Origin of the sequence: Ammoniphilus sp. CFH 90114 (assembly GCF_004123195.1) — a bacterium.
In the GTDB taxonomy this organism is placed as follows: domain Bacteria; phylum Bacillota; class Bacilli; order Aneurinibacillales; family RAOX-1; genus YIM-78166.
The window spans coordinates 13086-36079 of sequence record NZ_SDLI01000005.1 but is presented as its reverse complement, the minus strand read 5'-3'; the positions used below and the strand labels follow the sequence as shown (position 1 = coordinate 36079).

The following is a 22994-nucleotide window of genomic DNA, read 5'->3' as shown; positions in this document are numbered from 1 at the left end:
TTTCCATAGAAAGAGAAGAAGAGAGACCCCCTCTTCTTCTGTCTAAGTGCGGATTTTACTTCGCCATGTCAAGGGAAACAAGAATCTCTTGGATCAAGGCTTCCTGGTCTTCTAGGAATTTCTTGAACTCATCCCCACTCTTAAATCCATTCTCCCAGCCGTTGGCTTCCAAGGCTTTCTTCCACTCTTCCGTCTCAGACATCGTCTGCAGAGTATCTTCCCAGAACTTCACCACGTCTACTGGCATGTCCTTTGGTCCAAACAATCCGCGCCAGATGGTAAATTCGGCATCGATATTTTGCTCTTTATACGTCGGGATGTCTTTGAATTCACCTGCTAATCTCTCCGGTGAGGAGATTCCAAGAACTCTTACTTTTCCTGCCTTTAAAAATTCACCCGTGCCTGAGATGTCTGTTGCAATAGCGTCCGCATTTCCGCCTAATAGGGCTGTCATCGCTTCACCGCCGCCATCATAGGAGACAAATTTGATTTTCTTTGGATCAATCCCCGCCTTTACAGCTGGCAGCATCGCGACAAGATGATCTTGTGAACCGGGGGCAGATCCACCCGCGAGGGTTACCGACGTTGGATTCGCTTTCATGTCTTCAAAAAGAGCGTTTAGGTCCTGATATTTAGAATCCGCCTTCACCACAATGGCCCCGTAGTCTTTGGTTAACTGAGCAAGCGGTGTCAAATCACGATAAGAATAAGGACTATTTCCTTCCTTCTTCAAGTTGTTAATGATGAGAGGCGCGGACGGTAAATACAATCGGTAAGGATCCTTGGAGTCCTTATTGACGAAATCCGCTAAGCCAACAGCTTGCCCTCCACCCGGTTTATTTTCTACCGTTAGGGTTTTCGTAACAAGATTGGTTTCTCCTAAGACTTTGGTTAGCGCTCTCGCTGTGGTATCCAAACCACCGCCTGCACCAGAAGGTGCGGTGATCACGATCGGCTTTTGTGGATAATCGGATTTCGCTTCCGCTTTGTTTCCGCTTTCATTAGCGGCAGTTGGTTGACTAGCCGTTTGCGTACCGCCGCATGCACTTAAACTAATGGCAAGGGCGCTTGTTACTAGGATGGCTGCCCATTTTTTCAACTTCAGGCTGTTGATCATATGATGAATCCCCCTCTTTTTGTTTTAAGAACTTGTCATCATATTAAACAAACCTCACTGGGAAGTGAATATTTAGAAAGTTTAAGTCTTTTTCTTCATTATTATTAATTTTTTATAATAAAAATTATTTTCCCATAAATTGTTTTGTTGAATTCTTCTTTTATGTTTTACAATATGAAGATGACTCTCAAGGCGGTGAAGTATGACCATCTTTAGCATGAAAATGAATTTGCTGAGTAAAATGATCTTCCTGATTTCTTTCGTTGTTTTACTGTGCATGTCCATAGCGGTGATGATCTTCAGTAATATGGTCGAGGATATCATCGACGAAAAGCTGGGGAAGCAAGCGTTGATGGTGGCCAAGCTGGCTGCTCATGAACCAAGGATCATCGAGGCCTTTTCCCATGATGACCCTTCTAGGACCATTCAGCCCATTGCGGAGGAGATTCGGGAAATGACAGGGGCAGGTTATGTCGTGATCGGCAATCGCAATAATATTCGTTACTCTCATCATCTTGTGGAACAGATCGGTCGCGAAATGGGTACAAGCAACGAAGAAGTATTTGAACAACACCGATCGATTGTGTTCGAGGGTACAGGGTTGTCCGGCCCAGCGATCAAGGCAAAAACGCCAATCTATGATACTCAAGGTCAGCTTATTGGTGTATCCTCAGTCGGATTCCTGCACGAGCAAATCGAGTCCCAGGTCATGGAATATATTTATAAGTTGATGTACTTAGCAGCCCTCCCACTTCTTCTAGGCGGGGTAGGTGCTTACTTCGTAGCTAAAAGTGTGAAGAGAATGATTTTTGGATTGGAGCCTGAAGAGATTTCTTATATCTTTAAAGAAAAAGAAGCCGTTCTGGAGTCCATCCACGATGCGATCCTGGCGGTGGATACTCAAGGCCGTATCGTGTCCATGAATAAAAAAGCGCGAGAACACCTTGAGCTTAACCAAGTCGAAGTTACACATATAGAACATCTGCCCTTCCCTTATCTAAGAACGGCCTTGCTTGAATCGTTAGGCCACAAACAAGACCAAAAGAATTTGAAAGTGCTGGTACAAGACCAACTCTTCATCATGGATTCCTCCCCTATCTTTTACAAGTCACGCTTAACCGGTACCGTGTTTTCCTTCCGACCCGTTTCCGAGATCGAGCAACTAACGGAGGAATTTGCCCAAATTAAATCCTTCTCGGACAATATGAGAGCCCAAAACCACGAGTATTTGAACAAACTGAATCTCATCTATGGCCTGTTAAAAATCAACCAAACCGATAAGGCCATTCAATTAATATCAGAAGAAGTGATTGAACGGCAGGATCTATTGGCTTTTCTCATGGAATCGGTAAAAGATCCGCTGATTGCTGCCTGTTTAATAGGCAAAGCGAATCGTTCTAAAGAGCTCAAGGTCCAATTCGAAATTGACCAAGAAAGTGAGTTACTAAATATTCCAGCACACTTTGACTCCTCTACCTTTGTTACCATTCTAGGAAATATCATTGATAACGCGCTAGAGGCGGCCTCGGGGAAACAGGGCTCAGATGCTAGAGTCAAAGTTTCCTTTACGGATATCGGCAAAGATATCATTTTCGACATTGATGATAATGGACGCGGAGTGTCTCCTGACGAGGAACAAAAAATTTTCCAATACGGCTACTCTACCAAAACGCATGGGCACAACCATGGACTTGGTCTGAGCCTTGTCCAGAATGCCGTTCGCCTACTGAATGGCCAACTGCATATTGGAGACAGCAACTTGGGCGGCGCCCGTTTTACCGTGATCATACCGAAAAAAGTCGCATAAAAAAGGAGAATACCCCCATGGCCATCCAACCGATTGAGGTTATGATAGTAGAAGATGATCCCAGAACAGCCGAGATCTATAAGCAATTCACACAAAAACTAGAGGGATATACCGTAAGCGACATTGCTAATACAGGGGAACAAGCGCTTGAGCTCTTAAAAATCTACTCCCCTGACCTCATCTTGCTAGACATTTATCTGCCGGATATGAATGGAATTGACTTGCTGTGGCAAGTGAGAAGCCACTACCGAGGGGTTGACGTGATCCTAATTACGGCCTCCAATGAGGCCGATACCGTTCGGGAAGCCATTCGCGGCGGCGTTTTTGATTATATGATCAAACCCGTCATGATCGACCGCTTTCTCGCGACCTTAAAGAAATACCAAGGTGTGAAACAACAGCTGAGTAACAGCAAAGTCTTTCGACAGCACGAAGTGGATTCGTTCTTTAAAACCACCCCCATGAGCCCGATCCTTGAAGGGGGCAGCAAGGAAACTCCTCTGCCCAAAGGCATAGATAAGCTTACCCTATCCCGAATAAAGAAACAGCTGAACGAGGTAAATGAAAGCGTAAACGTAGACGAATTAGCCAAGTCTTTAGGCATCACCCCCTCAACCTCGAGACGCTACCTAGAGTACCTTCTTTCCATTGATGAAGTAGAGGTAGAGTTAAAGTATGGGGCAGTGGGGAGGCCCGAGCGGAGATATAAGTTGGTTAATTGATAACTTTGCAAGATGTTATTGTAAAGCGCTTTGCGCTTTACTCAACTGAGGGACTGACCCTCATCACGAGGTAAAGTGCAAAGCACTTTACCGTTAGCGAATATTTATTATCTCATTCTGTTTGACAGTAGATCGGAAACAGTCACTTTCTAGACCAATCTACTACTTTCTCTACTTACACGGCTATTTATCTTGCCTTTATTTAACTGCACTTACTACCTACTGGAAGCTTGTATGATTCTGGGAAAGGTGATTCCGAGACAAATTAGTCCCAGCCAAAATGTTTGTTCTAGTTTTTTTCATTTAAGGGTGTTTGCACGGCTCTTTTTTTATGAAAATCTTAAAAAGCTAGACTAGGAATGAAACAGACCTCGATCCTCTCGTGTTCTTATCGCTCATTTTTCTAGTTTGGATCCTTTTCTTCTTTAGTAATCTNGAAAGGTGATTCCGAGACAAATTAGTCCCAGCCAAAATGTTTGTTCTAGTTTTTTTCATTTAAGGGTGTTTGCACGGCTCTTTTTTTATGAAAATCTTAAAAAGCTAGACTAGGAATGAAACAGACCTCGATCCTCTCGTGTTCTTATCGCTCATTTTTCTAGTTTGGATCCTTTTCTTCTTTAGTAATCTGTTTTCAATGAGTCTGAAGAGGATTCCTAGTGAAGGAGGCTCCAGTCCTAGACGGAATCTCACGAATTTTGGAGAATACTCACGAATCTGCTTCTTTTTCTCACGAAGAGGATGTGATTTCTCACTTTACTGTAACCATTCCAATTAATTAACCCGTTTTTCTCACAAATTCAACCATTTTACTCTCGAACCTGGAGCTATTTCAAATAAGTAAGATGTATAAGATCATTTAGCCAAAGAAAAATTTATCCCCCAATTGAAACTCACGAAATCCCCTCCTTAACTCACGAACGATAGTTACGAGATCACAAACCAGTAATAATTATAAATAAAGGAGATTAGTCACGGAACGATGCTTGAGACATTCGACTCCCTAATAGCTATCAGCAAGCACTTTCGCACTTTACCTTATGAATGGGGTCAGTCCCTTACCCAAGGGGGTATCCCCGAAACGAACACTGACTGAGGGGGGATGCCAGAAGTGAGCACTCCGTCCGCATCTTCGTCCTTCCCTCTACCGTATGCGGACATGAGGGACGTTATTTGAGTAAAAATCGCAGGTTTGGTAGATCGAGCGGACAAGGCGTACGTTATTTACGGAAAATACAGGGTGCATTCTTCTATTTTTGAGTAATAAGAGATCCTGTGTCCGATAAATCCTTCCGGTTAGACTTTTTCTAGGGAATAGCGAAACCTATGTCCGCTTCATCGCTTCGGGAGCTTCCGTTCTTCCTAGAAGAAATTCCCCATACGAGCAAATATTAAACCGAATCCAAGGGTTGGACTTTCACCCAATTATTCGGTAAACTCGAAACACTTCCTCTTGAGCTCTCTTGAGCTCATGTCTGACAGCATGTCCATGCAACCACTTTGGACCACTGCCCTAGTTCTTGAGCAGACCAGAATAGTTCATCAGGCTGCAAACCTCCAGGTCCAATGGCCGGAACGCTTGTGACAAAGCTTTAATCTAATACATCCATATCATTAGTGACATAAACCACATCGACTTTATCTTTCAGGTAGCTTTTTGCCCACTCGATGATGTTCTTCCGTTGCGGACAAAAGGATCATTCTTTTGTCCTCAGCCTATTTACGGCAAAACTTTGAGTTTGCAAAACTACACAGACAATCGTAACCAAGTCCCACGCATGTTCCTCTAGTAAGGTTCGCTGGGGTAACCCGTGGAAAGGCGATTAATGGTTGGCCGAAGGAGACATAGTTGGTGGAGACCCTAACAAGTAAGAGTCTCCGCCCCTCCTTATTGTTGGTTATCGTAAAGTACAAAGCAGTTTACCGTTAGCGGATATTACGTGGGTCAGCCTCCTACCTAAGGGGGTATCCCCGAAGTGAACACCAAAATTGAATAAAATGGATAGGTATGAAATGAAACCTGGGCTTGCTTGGAGCCACTCATGAAGAGTCACAGAGGATAGAAAATAAAAGGGGATTAGCTTTTCAATTTGTAGATTTCCTTTTCATGCTCTACGATCTTGTGATCATAAAAGCGCAACCCTTGTTTGATTTCCTTTACATCGTTTTGCAATTCCTTGATTGCATGTCCATTTCCTTGCACTTCTACTTGCAATTCTCGTATTGCTTGCCTATTTTCTCGAATTTCCTCCTTCAGGCTGGCTTGTTCTTGTTCTAATGTTTTTTGTCCTTGTTCTAATGTTTTTTGTCCTTGTTCTAATGTTTTTTGCCCTTGTTCTAAAGAAACAAGCTTCTCCAAAATCAGCTGCAACATCTCATTTTGATTCATTCCTATTCACCTCCTTGCATTCTATTTTACCATAGCTCATCCTTGCGAAGAAAGAATCATATTCGTAATCCAATTCTTTAACAAGGGAGCGTATAGGGTAAGTTTACTATATATTTCATTGGCTAGAGCTTCATTGTAGGTATGGACGGTAAGATTTCGGTCGTTGAACATCTGGAGGGCAAGCACGGTGGTATCCTCGTCAAAAAGACCAATCTCGCGAAAAGTACGAATAACACTTTTAAGAGTGGAATAGCTGGCTGTACTCTCCTCATCGTATCATAGGGAAATTAGGCAAAACAAGAAAACTGGTAACAGGGGCTTAACTAAGAAAGGAAATCAAAAGAGCGATGGTGTTAGTTCCGTCGCTCCCATTTCATCCACTGAATAGCTGAGGGACTATCCCTCCTCAGGGTCCCGATCCGCTATCGGCAAAGCGCTCGTACTTTACCTTATGAACGGTATGAGTCCCTTACCTGAGGGGGTATCTCCCGGGTTATCTCCAAAGGTAGCATTAAACTAATCTGTCAGAATGAAGCTCGGATTCTGACACGATCCAGCTTTTTGGGCCTTGCTCTGTCAGCTGACCCTCATCACGAGGTAAAGTGTAATGCTTTACCATTAGTGGATACAGTCAGTTACTAGATTGTTGTTCGGGCGTGCAAAGATGTTTACGACTCTAGGTCTGAGTAACGGGAATTTGACTTCGTTGGTGGGGACCCGAAAAGAAGAAAAAACCTATTCCATTCATGATGGATAGGTTTTTTTGTGTTTTATTAGATCAAGACTGAAAAAGATACTCTAGTTCAACACGAAATTCATCAAATAGCTTTGAAGTAATTTGTCCATTTTCCGTTTTCATATCGTGTTGTTCGTACAACGCTTCATGATTAAGAGCGTATACCGTTATGGAATGTAGCATGGGATTAATGATCCAATACTCAGGTACACCATAATTCATATAAAGATTTAACTTGGTAACCAGTTCATGAGACTGATTGGAAGGACTTAAGATTTCAATGATAAGATCAGGAATGCCCACATATCTAGCATCGGTAAAGCCGTCTTTATTGCATATAATGCTAATATCCGGTATGACTATTTTAGTTCCTTCCATTTTCTCATTTTTCAATTCGATATCGTAAGGAGCGCAAAATACTTCACACTCTTTCCCTTCGAGAAACTGACCCCATTTCACTTGAAGCCTGCTTGCTACTCTTTGATGTCTCGTTGATGGGGAAGGGGCCATAAAGACGAATCCATCGATATATTCTAATAAGTCTTCGCTGTTCTCTCTCATTTTAAAATACTCATCTAATGAAACAGCCATCGCATACCCCTCCCCGCGAAAGAACGTTTTAATGATATTTTACCACTCATCTCAATAATTTCCTAATAGCCAACTCGTTAGATAATTCGAACGCGTACAAAAACATCATACATCATCTCTTCTAGTTAAAACAAAAAGATGGCAACCCCCCCATTTGTAATGGAAGTATTACCACCTATGTTTTAGGTAATTGCTCTTTAACAATGTCTAATTCATCTTGCATAGGAAGAAAAAGGAGCAGCAAGACTGATCTGCTCCCCTTAGGCTTTAGTTTTCCAGCATTTCTAAAACGACACGATCCATTTCATTCATCAGGCAGAATCCTCCATCCACAACAATCGAGGCTCCTGTCACAAAGCTGGATTCTGGTTTGGCTAACATGGCAACAACTTGAGCAATATCACGCGGTTCCCCGATCTTCTGGTTCGGTGTGGCAAGTGATAAACGCTCTTCTGCCATGGACAGTATGCCTTGAGTCAGTGCGGAGCGGATCACTCCCGGCTTGATGGCGTTTACTGTCACATTATAGGCAGCGAGCTCTTTTGCAGCAGCTTCCGTTAGACCTACTATGGCATATTTCGCTGCTCCATAATGTGCGAAACCCGCCAAGGATGTTTCTGACGCAAGGGAAGACATGTTGATTACCCTTCCATAACGGTTTTTCCTCATCATTTTAGAGGCCTCCCGCAAGCAAAAGAAAGAACCGTTTACATGAATGGCTAGCATTTTTTTCCATTCTTCATCCGTCATGTTTGAGATTAAACTAGGTGTACCTGCTATTCCAGCATTATTGACTAGAATGTCAACCCGTTCATGTAATTGATTAACCTTTTGAAAAAAGTCAGAGACATCCGTTGAGTTCGAGACATCCAGCTTATAGGCCGTTGCCATATAGCCTTCTCCCTTAATTTCTGAAGCTACATGCAGGGCGTTTTCCTCGTTAATGTCTGTAACGTATACATGGGCACCCAAAGTACTTAATTCCTTAGCAATCGCTTTGCCAATTCCGCTTCCTGCACCGGTAACAACCGCTATCTGATTCGTTAATGAAGACATCCTCTCATCTCCCTTGATCAATAATGATAACGGTTACAAGTGTATCGTACCAGGTTTACAATAACCTTACAGAAGGTTGAGTGGCATTGTATTTTTCAAGTAAGGGACCAAACAACAAATCGACTCTGATGTCTAGCTCTTCTTCTAAATACTTTTTGGCCCTTAGGACTAACTGTTTGAGTTGCGAATAACGTTTCTGCTCAAGAAGCACCTCAGCATACTTTACATAAATATAATCTCTATAAGGATCTTTCTTCAGGATCCTTTCCAAGTATTCGACTGTTTTCTCATATTGATGAACATCAGCATAGCAGGTTGCTATTTTCTCTAGTAGATTAAGGTAAGTTTGAGTTAAGCTTTCCCGTTCGATTTCCAAAAAAGACTCATAAGGAAATTCATTCAAAAAATCTCCCTGGTATAGACTTTCAGCATGAAGCCAGGATTGCAACCCATCGTCCCCTTCTTTTCCTGTCAAGTCTATAAACTTCTCAGCATCAATAAACATTTCTTCTGTAGAAATAAAAAATTGATCTCCTTCCTGCTTAATGTACTTTGAATTTCTTCCTGAGAGGAGATCAGGTTCCAGTGACTTTCGCAGGACGGACAAGGATACATAGAATTTATTTTGTACAGTATCAAATGAATCTTCTGGAAACAAAGCGTCAATGATAACATCTTTGGCTAGTCTTCTTCCCCGGTTGGTCAGTAAGAAAAGAAAAAGACGCAAGCTGGACTTTCGAGGGATACCAAGCGGTTGCCCTCCCTTTAGAAGTTGGAATGTACCTAGCAAGTTCACCTGAAGGTTTGGAACTTTTTCAACTTGTGTCGGGGGTGGATTCGCAGAAAGATAGCGTTGCTCCTGGACGCTTCGTATCCATCTCCTCACTACCTGGTGCACATCTGAATAAAGATCGAAAATCTGATAAGCCTTCATTAGTGATGTTTCAGCTTCGTCGAGCATTCCAGCATGCAGATAAGTAATTCCAAGCTCCAACGAAGTCCAGCCTAGATCAGGCTCGATCTCAAATCGTACCGCATGCTCGAGTGCTTCCCTCCCCCACTTCATCGCTTCGTTATACTCCCCTCTTTCCCGATAGATCTTGCCCATCGTGCTCAAAGGATAGGCTTTGGACGCTTCATCGCATTGTTCAGAAACGGTAAGACTTTCTCTTGTCAGGGATTCTGCATAATGCAGATCCTTTTTCATGATACTTACCTCAGCAAGATTCCATAAGGCGTGCATCTTTACATGGGGAGGAATGGAATGCTCTTCTGCATAGGATAGGGCATAACGAGCATACTCTATGGCTTTCGCTTCATCACCCATAAATCTGTAAATCTGTGATATCATCGAATAATTTAAGGCTACGAGACCGAGATCATAACACTGCAAAGCGCCTTCAAGTGAAGCTTCAAATAATGCTTTTGAATCATTTAGCTCTCCGCGATAAAAATAAATATGGGCTAAACGATGCTGAACCTGGTTCAGAAGACTTCGATCCTCGGGGTTTATGCTAGCAAGATTCTTTTCAAATATAGGCACTAACTTTTCTAAGATAGATAGAGGAACACAACGAAAGATAAATAGACTTGTAGTGGCTAAGGAATTATCAGGAGTAAGTGCTTCTAATAACCCGTCTGCCACCGCTAAGAACAGCTCCGGATGAAATCTCTTGACCATCAGTCTCATTAACCGAGCAGCCTGAATATAATCTTTCCCCCAGGTATAGTGGGCAAAAGCCTTCATGAGCGAATGTCTCGTCTCATACACTTGCGCTAATTGTATATGCCTTAACCGAAATTCTTTTTCATCTATCTCTTTTTTTAAGCGTTGGTAAAGAAACATCCGAAACAGGCGGTGAAACCGATACCCTCTTTTCTCTCTTAATATAAATAAATGATTGGTATGTAAATAATCCAAAAGTTGAGCTGACCCTTCAATTCCTAAAAAGTCATTAATAACGAGTGGATCTAATTCATCCATTAAACAGATCTGCAGAAGAAATTGCTGAACCTTCTGCTGTTGCTGCTCAAATATCTCAGATTCCATGTAAAGATAGATGTCTTCCGTAATACTCAAACGAGCTAAATAATATCTTCGGTCTACTTCATTCATTCTCTTCATTAGATCTGCTAGCAAAACAAGGCTTGTAACCCAGCCCTCGGTCTTGCGAATCAAGGTCTGTATGTCCTCTATGGTTAGAGAAAGTTGGGAAAAGGTGCTGAAGTAAGATAACGCCTCGTGCTGATCAAACGCAAGATCTTCTGCATAAAGCTCCCCTAATTGTTGTTTAAGCTTAAACCGTATTAGAGGTAGTGAAGGCTTGACTCGGCTGAGCAAGATAAAGGTTACTTGGGGAGAGGCTGATTCGATTAGCTTTGCCATCCAATTTGCTAGTTCGGCTTGATCGTTAATCATTTGATAGTCATCGAGCACAATGAGAAGCGGTTCCTTGTGGGCAGAGAGTTTCATCGAAAGAGCTTCTACTTCTTGTTCTAATTCCAAGCTGATATCAGAACTCAGGGTGGAAATAAAAGAGGAAAGCCCCTTTTTTAAGTAAGAAAGGAATATACGAGGATTTTGGTCATTTGAATCTAATCGATACCACATGGAGGCTCGTTGTTGCTGCCGGATATAATTTGACATGAACGTTGTTTTTCCATAGCCTCCCTCACTCGTTATGGTAACTAGTGAGCGATGAAGATGGTTGTCGAGCAAGCGGAATAGCCGATCGCGCTGCATGCAAGGCAAATCCGGCACCAAAAGCTTAGTTTCATTTATCTTCATAGGCTCTCCTTTTCTACATATCTCTACTAGACAGAATTTACTAACTATTATTATACCTGAATATATTTTCCAGCTTCAAGCACTTGTCATCATTTCCCCCTTTTCTGTAAGAAGCTAGTAAGAATCTTTTTTTATAGTATTTGTAAGCGTTATTATTAAAGGAGGTAACAAACGATGTCAGAGAGTCAAAGCATGATGAAAAAGTTTAATCCATTATTTTGGATGCAAAATCCCGGGAATACCCCAAAAGGCTCTCGCCGAGACTTCATTAATCCAGAATGGATTCCCTGGACGGATTGGTTAATGCCGGGCACCTACTTTAAGCTGCTTTATTGTGATCTGGTATCCGGCAGTTTTACCCTTCTTCTAAAGGTTGATCCAGGAGTAAAAGCCACTCCACATTGGCATGTTTCCAACGCTCAAGCTTATATTATTGAAGGTGGATTTTACTACGAGGATGGAGATGACAAAGGCTACGAGGGCTACTACACAAGTGAAACGGCGGGATCCATTCATGAGCCCTTCACTACTCCACAGGGCTGTACCATGTTTGCTATATCCCATGGACCTATAGCAGGCTATACGGATGAGGGTCAGCTCGTCGTTATGGCAGATGCTAGACTCCATTACTATATGGCTAGAGAGAATAATGCGATTGAATACACGACCGTAGTAGATTACAGTTATGGTTCTACAGATTTACAATGGAAAGAAAACGCAAAATAAAAATAGCGAAAAAATCCCTTCTAAATTTAATGTTAGAGGGGATTTTTTTTGTCCTGAAACTCTTCTGGCGAAGACTGGAGTCTATGAGGAACGCCGAGCCTTTCTTTCTAGTTAATACTAGCTTCAATTAATTGAAAATCGCATTTATAGAAGACTTCCTCCAAAGACCAATCGGTACTCCCAATGGTTATCCTCAATGGAATCCATTCTCACGCCACCTGATTGTTCCGAATAAGTATGGAGGATCTTTCCATTTCCTAAATAAATGCCGTTGTGCGTAATTCTTTGCTTAGAAACATCAATTCCTTGATAATCAGATTTTCTAGGTCCATGAAAAATAAATTATCACGATCGAGCTCTATTCTCCTTGCCTTGTCAGTGGAGGTTATCGTAAAGCGCTCCACTCTCTCTTTACCCAACTGAAGGACTGACCCTCATCACGAGGTAAAGCACTTTACCGTTAGCTTTTATGTTTCACAATAAATCGCCTATCCACAAAATAGGCTGTCAACAGAGCGATCGCACTGAGGAACAACAGAGAGAAAAAGGCTTCTATAGGAAACGGTTTGCCTTCAAGTTTCAGATGATTGGCACGATATTCCAGTCGCTTGGCCGCCCATTCAGCTGTAAGCCTATCCTCTTGCATGGCTAAGTCTTCAAGTGTAGCATCAAATACAAATCTGTCTGGAGTGCCTCTATGGATAAACTCAGGTTCAACCCCTTCGCCCATTTCTACATCTAACGATGATAAGTTAGTGCCTGTCACCAAAATTCTGTCTAAGGTGGGAGCTTGGGAGATGGGAGATCTGGTTATTAGATTTAAATGGTGTTTGGTCACGATAGGGGAATAAGAGTCTGATAGGGTAAAAACCTTTGTCGTTCCCAAAGGGGAATACGTATCAAATATCGATGCCAGTGCTCCTTCTTCCATCCCTTCATAAAGAAGGACACCTACCTTTTTCTTATGAAACTGAAACGCTAAATTCAAATAGTAAACCACTTCAGTTTGATCAATATAATAGGGCTCTACCTTAGGATTTTCCACAAAATGATAGCTTGGGTAATTCATCTCCTTCGCTACTTTATCTGCCATGGACTCGCCTAATTGCTGTGAGATGACATAGAGCACGGCATCTATTCCAGATGTCAGTCCAGCAGATGATGTAACGTTTCCATCCTGAACGTACCTTTGGTCTCTTATCCAATTGGTATCGGGAAATAACTTTTCTACCTGATGAACAATACGCCAGTGGATTGTCGATGTATTCCCTTTTAACAATCCAGCCTCGGCCATATTCCTTGACCCTGAACAAATACTTAGGAACTGAGTATTCTCATGTTGTTGAATCCATTCCCTAACTGGGCGATATTTTTCTTCGTCGACCATAGGCATGTAAGGGACTACGATAAGGTCCGGGCTTTTTTCTAGTAACTGATCTAGTTCTTTAAAAGAGAAGTGTGGGACGATATCTAAACCGCCAGTCAACGACGTCACCTTGTTTTCTGGTGCAACCGCAAAAACGTTATAAGCTTCTGTCATAGCAAACATTTCATAAGGTACCATAAAGTCAAATACTTCTGTGAGTGGATCTCCTAATACAACCGCCACTGTAGGTTTATTAGGATGAAAATCAGGTACCTTTACTCCTTGTAAAGTAGGTGCTGGCATGTCACGTACGGAAAGCCAATCGGCACGTGAATGGAGTGCTCCCAATGCTCCAATCCCCCCTACAATCAAAACGAAAACGGATAAATAAACAAAAAAACGCACAAAAAATATCTTCATATACAATCCTCCCATACGCAACCCAGTAACTTTTTTCGTGATAAGACCACTCTAGCATGAAAGCAAATTTCTAAACGCGCAAATGAATACAGAGTAAACGCATTGTTTTGCGCTCTTCACGCAAAACAATGCGGATTCCTATCAGGCTCAAATGAGTCTTGGTAGGTAAAGTCAAACAGCCCACACCTAGTAAATAGATGAGGGCTGTTTATGACTGCACTACAATGTTAGGTTGTCCGCTTTACTCAACTAAGGTCGAGTAGAGCAAAGTCGAAGGTCCCCGAATCAGGTGGCTCGTCCTTGTCACGTTCCCGGCGGATACAAAGAATCTTCGTCTTTTCCTCCGCAATATTGAGGTTGAATTTTCGAAGTCTTATAAGTAAAGCCTGGTAGAAAACTTGGGCCTCTTCAAGCTGAAAACTGCAGACAAAGTCATCAGCATATCACACCATGTACGCTTTTCCACGACGGCTTTTGCGTAGGCTTTCTCAAACCACAGGTCTAGTGCATAGTGTAGATACACATTCGCTAGAATGGGGGATACGCCTTGCGGAGTCCCTTCATTGGTCGTAGAGTATTCACCGCTTTCTATGACGCCCGCCTTCAGAAAACGCGTAATGAGACGTAACATGTTGCTATCCTTGCCCATTTCGTTTCCATTTGTTGTACACCTCTGCGTGTGTGAAATGTTTCCTTAACAAGGGCGATAAACGCGTCATACGCCTTCCCTCCATGGGCATTCCCCCACTTCACCGGTACTATGCGATGATCCGACTTCCTACCGCCGTTTGGCATCCTTACTTTGTATCGCTTGGGTAGCTACTTCTCCTGATCTGAGGCTTAAGGGCATTAGCTGTAACGAGATCAACCCTCTTGTATTTTTAACTCAACCAATTCTTGCTTTAAGAGTGGGGTCAGTCTCTTACCCAAGAGGGTATCCCAAAGCGAGCACCAGCTAAATATCAAACCATATTTTACTCCCAAAAACACACTTGAAGCTTATTTCCATCTAAATCATAAAAATCAAAAAAATGATTCACTCCATCCCTTTTGATTTCGGTACATTTTACTCCTTTTTCTTTCAAATCTTTGAAGGTTTCTTTGATATTCTTAGTAAAAAAGATAGGGTAAGTTTGACTAGACTTTATTACGTCTACTTTCTCTTCCTCAATCGTTAAAGGCACTGCACTATCACCAATGCTTAAAACTCGATAACACTCACCTTAAAAAACGACTTTTAAACCTAGTATTTCTTGATACCATAAGCTTGACTTTTCAATATTACTGACTTTTAAACATATAGTATCAATTCTTTCAATTAAACTCATAGGACTAACTCTACTCCTTCATTTGATTTATTCACGCAGCTCCTCTGCAACTACCATTAAAGGTAATAGACCTCTCTTTACCTAACGTTAGGTAGGTTATGGCTATAATAATATTATAATGGATTATTTATGTAAAAAAATTCCAGTGCTTTATACCAGTTCAACAGCTAATGATCTCCAACGGTAAACAGCTTCGCGGCTTACCTTGATTTGGTATCGTAAAGCACATTATCTAAATGGTTTTCTTCCCATTATGTCGAAAAGGGTTATCAAGGATCGTTCGTTTTTTTGCTTTACTCGGTTTGACCTTCCTATTGATTAAAATATCAACTTTTATACTCGGATTTGGTGAAGTGATCTATCAATATATCTTCCCCTCGATGAATTCCAACTCGTTGATTCTATTTATTTTAATAACCTGTTACTACATAGCTGTTCAAGGAATGGAAAAAACAATACGGTTTGTTATGATTGCATTTTTCAGTACCATTTGGATGCTGAAACCGCTAGTTTAACCTCCATGGCACAAAAAGCCAAGAAGATTGGAGCAGACGTGGCCATTGTCACGATTTTCCCGGAATCGAGCCTTGGACAATTGGCTGACGTTGTGGTAACCTTACCTGGTTCACCTAAAGACAAGTCGACTAGTGGATACGACACCATCCAGCCGATGGGATCCTTATTTGAGCAAACCCTTTTATTAATCTATGGTGCGGTAATTTTAAGCCTTATGGAGAAACAAGGGCTGGATTCCCAAACGATGTATGGCAAGCATGCCAATCTTGAATAGAGCATAAACGAAGACTTTCCTATCGTCTACTGCAGACGATAGGAAAGTCTTTTATTTGTTTGCGAGGGTTTTAGAGAAAATTGATGACATCTGCGGGATCCTACCCATTGAAGATATTATTATTACAGATAACATAGATACGATCCGGGCTAAATTGCTTAAAGGTCGTGCTATTTTGCAAATGAAAGAAAAGGATCAAACGGGTGCGCTAAATTATCGTCGGGCCAAAAGTGGGGTTTGTTGAAAAAATTGACATTAATCTTCATTTACTGAGACAGCAAATCAATACTGAAAATTCCAAGTCCTTAGTTTAAACTAACAATGGTCCGACCCCGAATCGTACCTTTCAGGATCTCGGATAATACGGCAGGCAATTCATATAAGGTGACTTCATTACCAATATGCTCTAATAGATTTTTAGGTTTTAACTCGCTTGCCATCCGGTCCCATATTTTTGTACGCGTGTCCATGGGACATTCAACAGAATCAATTCCAAGAAGATTAACACCGCGAAGAATGAAGGGATAGACTGTCGTAGGGACTTCACCGCCGCCTGTTAAACCGCTAACGGCAACCGACCCTCCATATTGGGTTGTACTCAAGACATAAGCAAGAGTCTTTCCCCCGACTGGATCGACGGCTCCTGCCCAACGCTGTTTATCTAATGTCTGAATCTTGTCAGGGGAAAGATCTGCCCTGTGTAAGATCTCTTTTGCCCCAAGCTGGCGCAGGTACTCATGTTCCGAATCTTTTCCTGTACTTGCAACCACTTGATAGCCCCTTAACGCCAACATCGAAACCGCTAAACTGCCTACACCTCCCGTAGAGCCCGTAACGAGTACAGAACCTTTCTCAGGGTGCAAGCCATTTTCCTCTAGTCGCTGAATGGATAGCGCAGCTGTAAAGCCTGCGGTTCCCAGTGCCATTGCCTCTTTCATAGTAAGACCGTGCGGAAGCGGCACAACCCAGTCAGAAGGAACACGGGCATACTGGCTAAATAGCCCGTATAGAGCATTTCTGCCTGGGTTGTTTCTAAAGCCAAATACGTACTTTCCAGCCTTAAGCGCATAACATCCATCAACCTATTCTGGATATGCGGATCCTTTGCTAAATCGTACATCTGAGTGCAAGGACGCGATGAGTTGAATCAGTTTCAAAGATAATGGCAAACCAGTGATCGGCACCTAAATTGGATACAAAAGGCAGTGAACCTGAAATCCTATAACCATCGTTTATGCGATGGCCCCTCAACTGGATCAGCTCCATTCCCGCATAAAACTTAGGCAAAAACAAACTAAGAACAGAGGCTGTCAGGAAGTCCTCAAAGCGAAAGGCCGGATCCAGTGGTTCAGGACCTAATCCCGCCAGTTTATCCAGAATTTTTTCCGTCGATAGCAAATGAAGATATCAGTGCCTTAATCCCACAAAATAGAGCTCCCTCTCCCCAAAGGAAAGAATCACTTGCTTTTGGGGGACGGGATGCGCACCGTAATCGCCTAAAAAAATCCCCCCTCAATCATTAAATGAAGCAGCAGCTCTTCCGATCGATCTCTGAAATCCTCTCGCCCTGCACCTGGGCAATAAACTCAGGTACAGGCACATTGATAGACTTGGCTCTGTTTACTTCCACTCCCGTAATTTCTCTGCCGGTGATATGGGGGCTTAACACCAGTCGATACCTTTCGATCTCCGGAAGCTCAGTCATGCGTCTGCTCCTGTTCGATAAGCTCTAATCTAAAATCACCAACTTCATTTTCCTTATACAGGTTTGTGATCGAAGTCGAATAATTCACAATGGTTCCTCTGAATTCGAGCTTGCTCCCAGGAACCTTCACATCAAAACTTTGCTTATACAATAAGGTGGTGATCTTATGATACTCTTCCCCGCTTCGATGGTCTGGAAAATTTCACCTTCCTAAAAAAGGCAGCGGTCTTGGGAGATGGCTTTTCCTACATCCCCTTTAAGGAGCCCCCGTTTACCGTGTACTCGGCTCCTGTGACAAAAGAGGCCTGATCTGATGCCAAAAAAAGCACGACAGACAGATCCGGTCGTAAATCCAATTTTCGCGAGATATACATAGGATTCAGCAATATCATCCGGTGTGGCAATGCGTCACTATCCCACTTCTGCAATATAGAAGCACATATGCAGTTTCTCATTGGTTGCATGGTAGATAAAAAAATCTCCTGGTTTATCGCTGGAGCCAATGTATTCTTTAGATACTATATCGAAACCACAATCTTCTAAATTATCTTTCAAGTATGATGGATAGTACGTGCGTGCGTGTGGGTTCGGAAAGATTTTATTGATTTTCCTTATTGAATTTGCGTGTTGGTCATAGTAAACATGCGTACCGAGAACTTTAACATGATCTTTTAAATATGACCTTAATCTTTCAATCGGAAAGAAATTGTAAAACAGGGATATATCATTGACAGAAAAACTGTCAATAACGACATCGATAGAGTTCGGCTTTAGCGGGAATTTCATATTATTATTGGCTATATATAGGGCCTGTATGTCTGGCTTGGATTGTTCTATTCTTTTTCTTAGTTTCTGTAGGGTTTCAACAGAATAACAACTAAAAATATATAAGTTTTCATCGGAAAGGGAGTTTATGTATTTAGGGAGAAACGCAGCATCATTTACATTGGTCTCGATCATCGTCCTTGGTTTATGGTTTTCCTTCATTAAATATTTATGAATGCGAGAATATCCTCTTTCAGCTAATGTAATAAAATCAGAACTAAATTGTTCAAACCTCTCATAATCATAAATACATAACGATACATTGTAGATATCAGGATATACATTGTAGTGGTCCGGTGTAATAAGGATTCCGTCCTGTATAGTGGCTATATACGAACACCTGCATTCAAGCTTGCCGCTTACTATTCCCCCTTCTCGAATAAATAAATGATGTAAATCCAAGTTAACAAAACAATAAGGACAGTAAAGCAAAGCTATAAATGAAGGAGAGATCCCGCATGGAATTCCCTCGTTATTAGCACCTATTTCCGTATCTAAAGAAACTATCTTTTCTTCTATTTCTCCAATAGATCGTTGCCTATCCTGAATTTCATGACAAAGCTCTTCTTTTTTCCTCGTCAAAAGTCTCATGTAGTACTTCTTATCTTCCATATCATTGAAACTAGTTACACGTTTAAAAGATAAAATCTTATGGATCTCTTTTAAAGTGAAATGATACCGCTTTAATTCTTGAATGAGCTCCATATCTTCAACACATGTGTGATTGAAATAAAATTGGCCTTTTTGCTCAGGCAGTAGTAAACCTAATTTAATATAATATCTGACCGTATCTATCGGCACCTGGTATTTTTTAGAGAATTCACCAATCTTCAAATCATTCACCCCCTTATTCATTATAAATTAAAAAAGTGGACTATACTCCATCTTCTTCAAAAATTTCTAAAAAAAATGATATTGATCTAGTCTATTCTCTATCCGATAAACTGACTTAAAGTAGAAAGAAAGGAATGATATAAATGAAACGACTTCGTATCAAAGAGATTCATCAAGGGTTTAAATCGAGAGCGTTTTCCCCTGTCGAGTTGACCAAAGAGTATATCACTCAAGCCAAACATTTGAATAAGATTAATAATGCTTTGCTAATCATTCTAGAGGAGAGAGCGATAAAAGAAGCGGAATGGTTAGAAATGCGGTTAAAATCAGGAGAAGATCTGCGATTGTTGGATGGTATTCCTATTACGTTTAAGGACTTAATCGATACAAAAGGTATCCGTACTACATATGGAGCTGAGATTGATCGTTTTCACATTCCAGAGAGAGATGCCGTTGTAGTCGAAAAACTTAAAAGTGTGGGAGCTATCCATCTTGGTAAAACCAATCTGCACGAATATGCATTTGGAATTACATCAAACAATCCACACTTTGGCCCTGTAAGAAACCCATGGAACCCTAATTATACTCCAGGAGGTTCAAGTGGAGGTTCCGGTGCCGCCGTCGCCGCAAATATGTCTGTGGCCTCCATAGGTACAGATACTGGGGGCTCCATTCGAATTCCAAGTGCCTCCTGCGGGTTAGTCGGCTTAAAGCCAACCTATGGATTAGTAGATTCCACAGGCGTTCTGAATATCTCCTGGACATTAGATCACGTGGGCCCAATTACTGCCAATGTAGAGGACTGCGCCGTCATGATGGAGGCCATGACAGGCTTAAACTATCAGAACTACTTAAATAAAGATTGCAAGGGCATGAGAATCGGAGTGCCCAGTACGTTCTTTACTGAGCAAATTGAGCCAGAAGTAAAACAACATTACCATAAAGCACTCAAACAGCTTGAAGACCTTGGTGCTATTCTTGTAGAAGTTGATATGTCCATGGCTTCGAATGCGCTGCCGCATACCTTTACCATCGCTGGTTGTGAGGCTGTCTATATCCACAAGAGTCGCATGGAAGCGGATATTGAAAAATATGGAGCGGATGTTCGTGCAGTACTGGAAGGAAGTCGTCAGATACCAAGCCTAGATTACATTAGCTCATTAAAAACACGGTCAGAATTATCTAAACAAGTAGACGCAATCTTCGAGAACATTGATGTACTGGCAACTCCTACTTTGCCCGCAATGACCAAACAAATTGGCGTAGAAGAAGTTACCTTTCCAGACATAACAGAGCCTATTTTTCATTGCATGATTCGCTATACCAGTTTATTTAACATTACAGGCCATCCAGCCTTGAACTTGCCTGTAGGTTATTCAAGTGAAAGATTGCCTATAGGTATACAACTCGTAACGGGCAAGAACTTAGAGAAAAATCTTTTTAAACTTGGTAGTGCGTATGAAAGAGATTTCCTTCAGACTTTTTACGAAGAACGTGATGAAATATGTATGAGAGGAACAAAACATTAAAAAAAGGAGCAATTAGGACCGTATACCTTTCAGCCATTCTTGGAATTCTTGAATACAACCCAAGCCCGTTACGAGTTGCATGAAGGGTACCCTGTTCATATGACCCCCGCCTCCCCTCGGCATAAGGAAGTCTTGTTGAACATAGGATCGGAAATCAGGCGCTTCTAAAGAGGCGGACCTTGTCGTATCTTTGGAGGCAATGTAGCTTTTTACCTTCCATTCAAGGCAGACATACCTCACTACTATCTGCCTGACATCACGGTTATTTGCGATTCGTCCAAACTAGGCAAGATGGTTGTTACGGTGACCCAGACCTTGTTGTTGAAGTTCTCTCAGCCAGCATAGCCCGAAATGATGGGGTTTCCAAAAGACTGGTAAATTGAAAAGTACGTCTTAATAGCCGGGGAATTTGTACGTGAGAATGTATATGACTCCGAACATGATTTAGTTTCCACCATCTTCCCTAAAATTAAGATTCATCTTGTATTCCTTTCGCTCGAAGAAAATTGAAGGACTGCCTTAGTAAGACGTTAGCGGTGACCCGCATAACGCAAAGAGCCCCATTTCAGATTGATTGGTCAAGACCCCAAATTGTAGACAGTAAAAGTATCCAATAAATGGAGCGAAAAAGAAAGAGGGTGGTCCCTTGGGTCGGTTTTACCGACCTTTAGGTACACCCTTTTAAAGTCTGATTGGAGGGGCAAGCAGAATAAACATCAGGATAAAGATTCGGATCTCTCCCACTCTTGTATGTAAAATTCAACTCCAAACGATATAATACAAATGCAGTAATTATGTAGAGAATAATGTTTATTGGGATTTATGCATTCTCTTCAACGAGTGCCTTTGTATTTATAACTTTTTAGCCGTACCCATGTGTTCCAGCCAATCTCTCCATATTTATGTACACCAAATCCATCCCCTCTAACTTCAATTGTCCGATAGTAGTATGATAAAAGAGAAATTTTTTTAATCAAATCCTCATCTTTCACATTACCAGTTATCCAAAATGATAAAATACTCCTAAGACACCACCAGCAGGGATGACACCAACGATCACATGAAAAAATTACACCCAAAACAGGCAAGTAGAACAGAAACTATAAATCTTGAATACAATATCGAGTGATAATGCGGAAAAATTTTTAGTATAGCCAAGCTATCGAATCCAGTCGTAACAAAAAATTATTTTTTTATTGGTTATGAAAATTCTTTTAAGTTTTTCATTCGTCATTGCAGCAAATACAGAATGTTTTTTGTATGCCAACACGACCAAAACAGCGATCTTCAATATTATCTCCACTGTAAGAGACTGTAACTCTTCTTAAGTTTTCAACCTGAACTAAGAAACTACGAGATATTACTCCCGCAGGAATAGTTTCTTGAAAAGGGGGCGTCCGTCACTTTCAATTATCACAGTAAGTGCACAAGTTGTTTGAGGCATTCCTCTTGCAAATAAAGAAACAGTAACCATAGCTTTATTATGATTGTCAGTAAGATCGGTAAAATAAGTAATAGTTGATCCATCACATGGTTGGTCTATTTCCGCTGTTGTAGAATGCGTTGAAATAAAACATTGGCGACGTAGTGGACGTAAACCCATAAAAAATCAACGAATCGGCGCTCTCCCCTTTTTAACACCCAGTCCAACTTGAATATCGTGATCATTTCAAGCTTTAAGGGGCAGATACAGTCAGCCATTGAGCAAGCCAATTATCTATGGCTCATGTTCTATCCTTGTGTGTACCTCTTTGGAATGTGGGATGCCTATCGTGACGCTGGAGGGGGCAGGGATCCCAACTCTTTTCATAGGAACAATTGGAGTTATTTATTCCAATACCCTTAAGGTTTTTGGAGTGATGTGGGGACCTATATGGCTATCCATCTTGTTCTTAATTATCGGTGTAGGTGTAGGATTGGTTTAAGAAAATTATTATTAAGATTTGTTCCCTATTAAAAAATGAGGCTGAACGAAAGACGGCTCTCATTTTTTTATTGTAATACACCTCCTCAGTTAACATGAGGAACAGTGGTACTACACTGCTCCACAACCAATTAGACTTGACAGTAGAATGAAACTCATTTTAACGTTTTTATTTCTTGTTTCTTAACCCATTGATGAACTTTACAAATCCTTTGATCGAAGAAAATTTGTAAAAATGCTCTTTCTTTAATTGTCTTAGAGCATCATTATAGGATTGATAGTTTAATTGAGTAAATAATTTTCCACATAACACGTCCTCATAGATCTGGATGATTTTTTCCTGA

At 41.4% G+C, this 22994-nt stretch carries 19 protein-coding genes and 3 pseudogenes; 8 read left to right on the top strand and 14 right to left on the bottom strand.

Annotated elements, in window-relative coordinates; translation table 11 throughout:
* Window positions 1-55: 55 nt before the first annotated feature.
* Window positions 56-1117, bottom strand: a complete 1062-nt coding sequence (locus EIZ39_RS12455) for a tripartite tricarboxylate transporter substrate binding protein (protein WP_129200315.1) — start codon at window positions 1115-1117, stop codon at window positions 56-58.
* 202 nt (window positions 1118-1319) lie between these two features.
* Here EIZ39_RS12455 and EIZ39_RS12450 point away from each other — a divergent pair, with 202 nt between their 5' ends.
* From EIZ39_RS12450 to EIZ39_RS27525, 3 genes are all read left to right on the top strand, one after another.
* Entirely contained in the window at window positions 1320-2924 is a 1605-nt protein-coding gene (locus EIZ39_RS12450) for an ATP-binding protein (protein WP_129200314.1), read from the top strand.
* A 17-nt stretch (window positions 2925-2941) separates the two neighbouring features.
* Window positions 2942-3646, top strand: a complete 705-nt coding sequence (locus EIZ39_RS12445) for a response regulator (RefSeq protein ID WP_129200313.1) — start codon at window positions 2942-2944, stop codon at window positions 3644-3646.
* Window positions 3647-4302: 656 nt separating this feature from the next.
* Entirely contained in the window at window positions 4303-4425 is a 123-nt protein-coding gene (locus EIZ39_RS27525) for a hypothetical protein (RefSeq protein WP_255433938.1), read from the top strand.
* 1295 nt (window positions 4426-5720) lie between these two features.
* Here the strand turns inward: EIZ39_RS27525 and EIZ39_RS12440 are convergent.
* The 5 genes and pseudogenes from EIZ39_RS12440 to EIZ39_RS12420 all read right to left on the bottom strand — a co-directional run bounded on the left by EIZ39_RS12440 (window position 5721) and on the right by EIZ39_RS12420 (window position 11203).
* Window positions 5721-6032 (bottom strand): hypothetical protein, encoded by a 312-nt coding sequence (locus tag EIZ39_RS12440; protein WP_129200312.1) that lies wholly within the window; start codon window positions 6030-6032, stop codon window positions 5721-5723.
* Window positions 6033-6068: 36 nt separating this feature from the next.
* Window positions 6069-6281: pseudogene (locus EIZ39_RS27730) on the bottom strand (nucleotidyltransferase substrate binding protein); the annotation flags it as partial.
* A 529-nt stretch (window positions 6282-6810) separates the two neighbouring features.
* On the bottom strand, window positions 6811-7359 hold the full coding sequence (locus tag EIZ39_RS12430) for a Uma2 family endonuclease (RefSeq protein WP_129200311.1): 549 nt from the start codon (window positions 7357-7359) through the stop codon (window positions 6811-6813).
* 267 nt (window positions 7360-7626) lie between these two features.
* On the bottom strand, window positions 7627-8415 hold the full coding sequence (locus EIZ39_RS12425) for an SDR family NAD(P)-dependent oxidoreductase (protein ID WP_129200310.1): 789 nt from the start codon (window positions 8413-8415) through the stop codon (window positions 7627-7629).
* A gap of 55 nt (window positions 8416-8470) precedes the next feature.
* A complete protein-coding gene (locus EIZ39_RS12420; RefSeq protein ID WP_129200309.1) occupies window positions 8471-11203 on the bottom strand; it encodes an AfsR/SARP family transcriptional regulator in 2733 nt (910 codons plus the stop codon).
* 174 nt (window positions 11204-11377) lie between these two features.
* Between EIZ39_RS12420 and EIZ39_RS12415 the strand changes: the two genes are divergently transcribed.
* Entirely contained in the window at window positions 11378-11929 is a 552-nt protein-coding gene (locus EIZ39_RS12415; protein WP_240675794.1) for a 2,4'-dihydroxyacetophenone dioxygenase family protein, read from the top strand.
* 144 nt (window positions 11930-12073) lie between these two features.
* Here EIZ39_RS12415 and EIZ39_RS27310 read toward each other — a convergent pair whose 3' ends face one another.
* The 4 genes from EIZ39_RS27310 to EIZ39_RS12395 form a co-directional block, all read right to left on the bottom strand.
* Window positions 12074-12211: an NlpC/P60 family protein gene (locus tag EIZ39_RS27310; RefSeq protein WP_255433964.1), complete on the bottom strand. Its 138-nt coding sequence runs from the start codon at window positions 12209-12211 to the stop codon at window positions 12074-12076.
* Between the two features lie 178 nt (window positions 12212-12389).
* Window positions 12390-13715: a DJ-1/PfpI family protein gene (locus EIZ39_RS12405; RefSeq protein ID WP_129200308.1), complete on the bottom strand. Its 1326-nt coding sequence runs from the start codon at window positions 13713-13715 to the stop codon at window positions 12390-12392.
* 373 nt (window positions 13716-14088) lie between these two features.
* Window positions 14089-14346, bottom strand: coding sequence for a hypothetical protein (locus EIZ39_RS12400; protein WP_129200307.1), 258 nt, complete (start codon window positions 14344-14346; stop codon window positions 14089-14091).
* Between the two features lie 343 nt (window positions 14347-14689).
* Complete coding sequence (locus EIZ39_RS12395; RefSeq protein ID WP_129200306.1) at window positions 14690-14899, bottom strand: VOC family protein; 210 nt, start codon at window positions 14897-14899, stop codon at window positions 14690-14692.
* A 643-nt stretch (window positions 14900-15542) separates the two neighbouring features.
* Here EIZ39_RS12395 and EIZ39_RS12390 point away from each other — a divergent pair.
* Together EIZ39_RS12390 and EIZ39_RS12385 are read left to right on the top strand one after the other, a co-directional pair.
* Window positions 15543-15833 (top strand): annotated as a pseudogene (locus EIZ39_RS12390) (SIS domain-containing protein); the annotation flags it as partial.
* Between the two features lie 55 nt (window positions 15834-15888).
* The gene (locus EIZ39_RS12385; protein ID WP_129200305.1) at window positions 15889-16077 is read left to right on the top strand and encodes a hypothetical protein; all 189 of its coding nucleotides are present in this window, start codon (window positions 15889-15891) and stop codon (window positions 16075-16077) included.
* A gap of 61 nt (window positions 16078-16138) precedes the next feature.
* Here the strand turns inward: EIZ39_RS12385 and EIZ39_RS12375 are convergent.
* From EIZ39_RS12375 to EIZ39_RS12355, 4 genes and pseudogenes are all read right to left on the bottom strand, one after another.
* A pseudogene (locus EIZ39_RS12375) lies at window positions 16139-16840 on the bottom strand (acrylyl-CoA reductase family protein); the annotation flags it as partial.
* A 512-nt stretch (window positions 16841-17352) separates the two neighbouring features.
* A complete protein-coding gene (locus tag EIZ39_RS12365; RefSeq protein WP_129200302.1) occupies window positions 17353-17538 on the bottom strand; it encodes a DNA-formamidopyrimidine glycosylase family protein in 186 nt (61 codons plus the stop codon).
* Entirely contained in the window at window positions 17531-17668 is a 138-nt protein-coding gene (locus tag EIZ39_RS12360) for a DUF3219 family protein (protein ID WP_240675808.1), read from the bottom strand. Before EIZ39_RS12360 ends, EIZ39_RS12365 begins: the two co-directional genes overlap by 8 nt.
* Before the next feature lie 281 nt (window positions 17669-17949).
* Window positions 17950-19197 carry a MerR family transcriptional regulator gene (locus EIZ39_RS12355; protein WP_164985069.1) on the bottom strand — a complete coding sequence of 416 codons (1248 nt, stop codon included), beginning with the start codon at window positions 19195-19197 and terminating at the stop codon, window positions 17950-17952.
* A gap of 143 nt (window positions 19198-19340) precedes the next feature.
* Between EIZ39_RS12355 and EIZ39_RS12350 the strand changes: the two genes are divergently transcribed.
* Both EIZ39_RS12350 and EIZ39_RS26625 read left to right on the top strand, forming a co-directional pair.
* Window positions 19341-20726: an amidase gene (locus EIZ39_RS12350; RefSeq protein ID WP_129200299.1), complete on the top strand. Its 1386-nt coding sequence runs from the start codon at window positions 19341-19343 to the stop codon at window positions 20724-20726.
* Window positions 20727-22498: 1772 nt separating this feature from the next.
* Window positions 22499-22651, top strand: coding sequence for a hypothetical protein (locus EIZ39_RS26625; RefSeq protein WP_164985068.1), 153 nt, complete (start codon window positions 22499-22501; stop codon window positions 22649-22651).
* Window positions 22652-22994 lie beyond the last annotated feature (343 nt).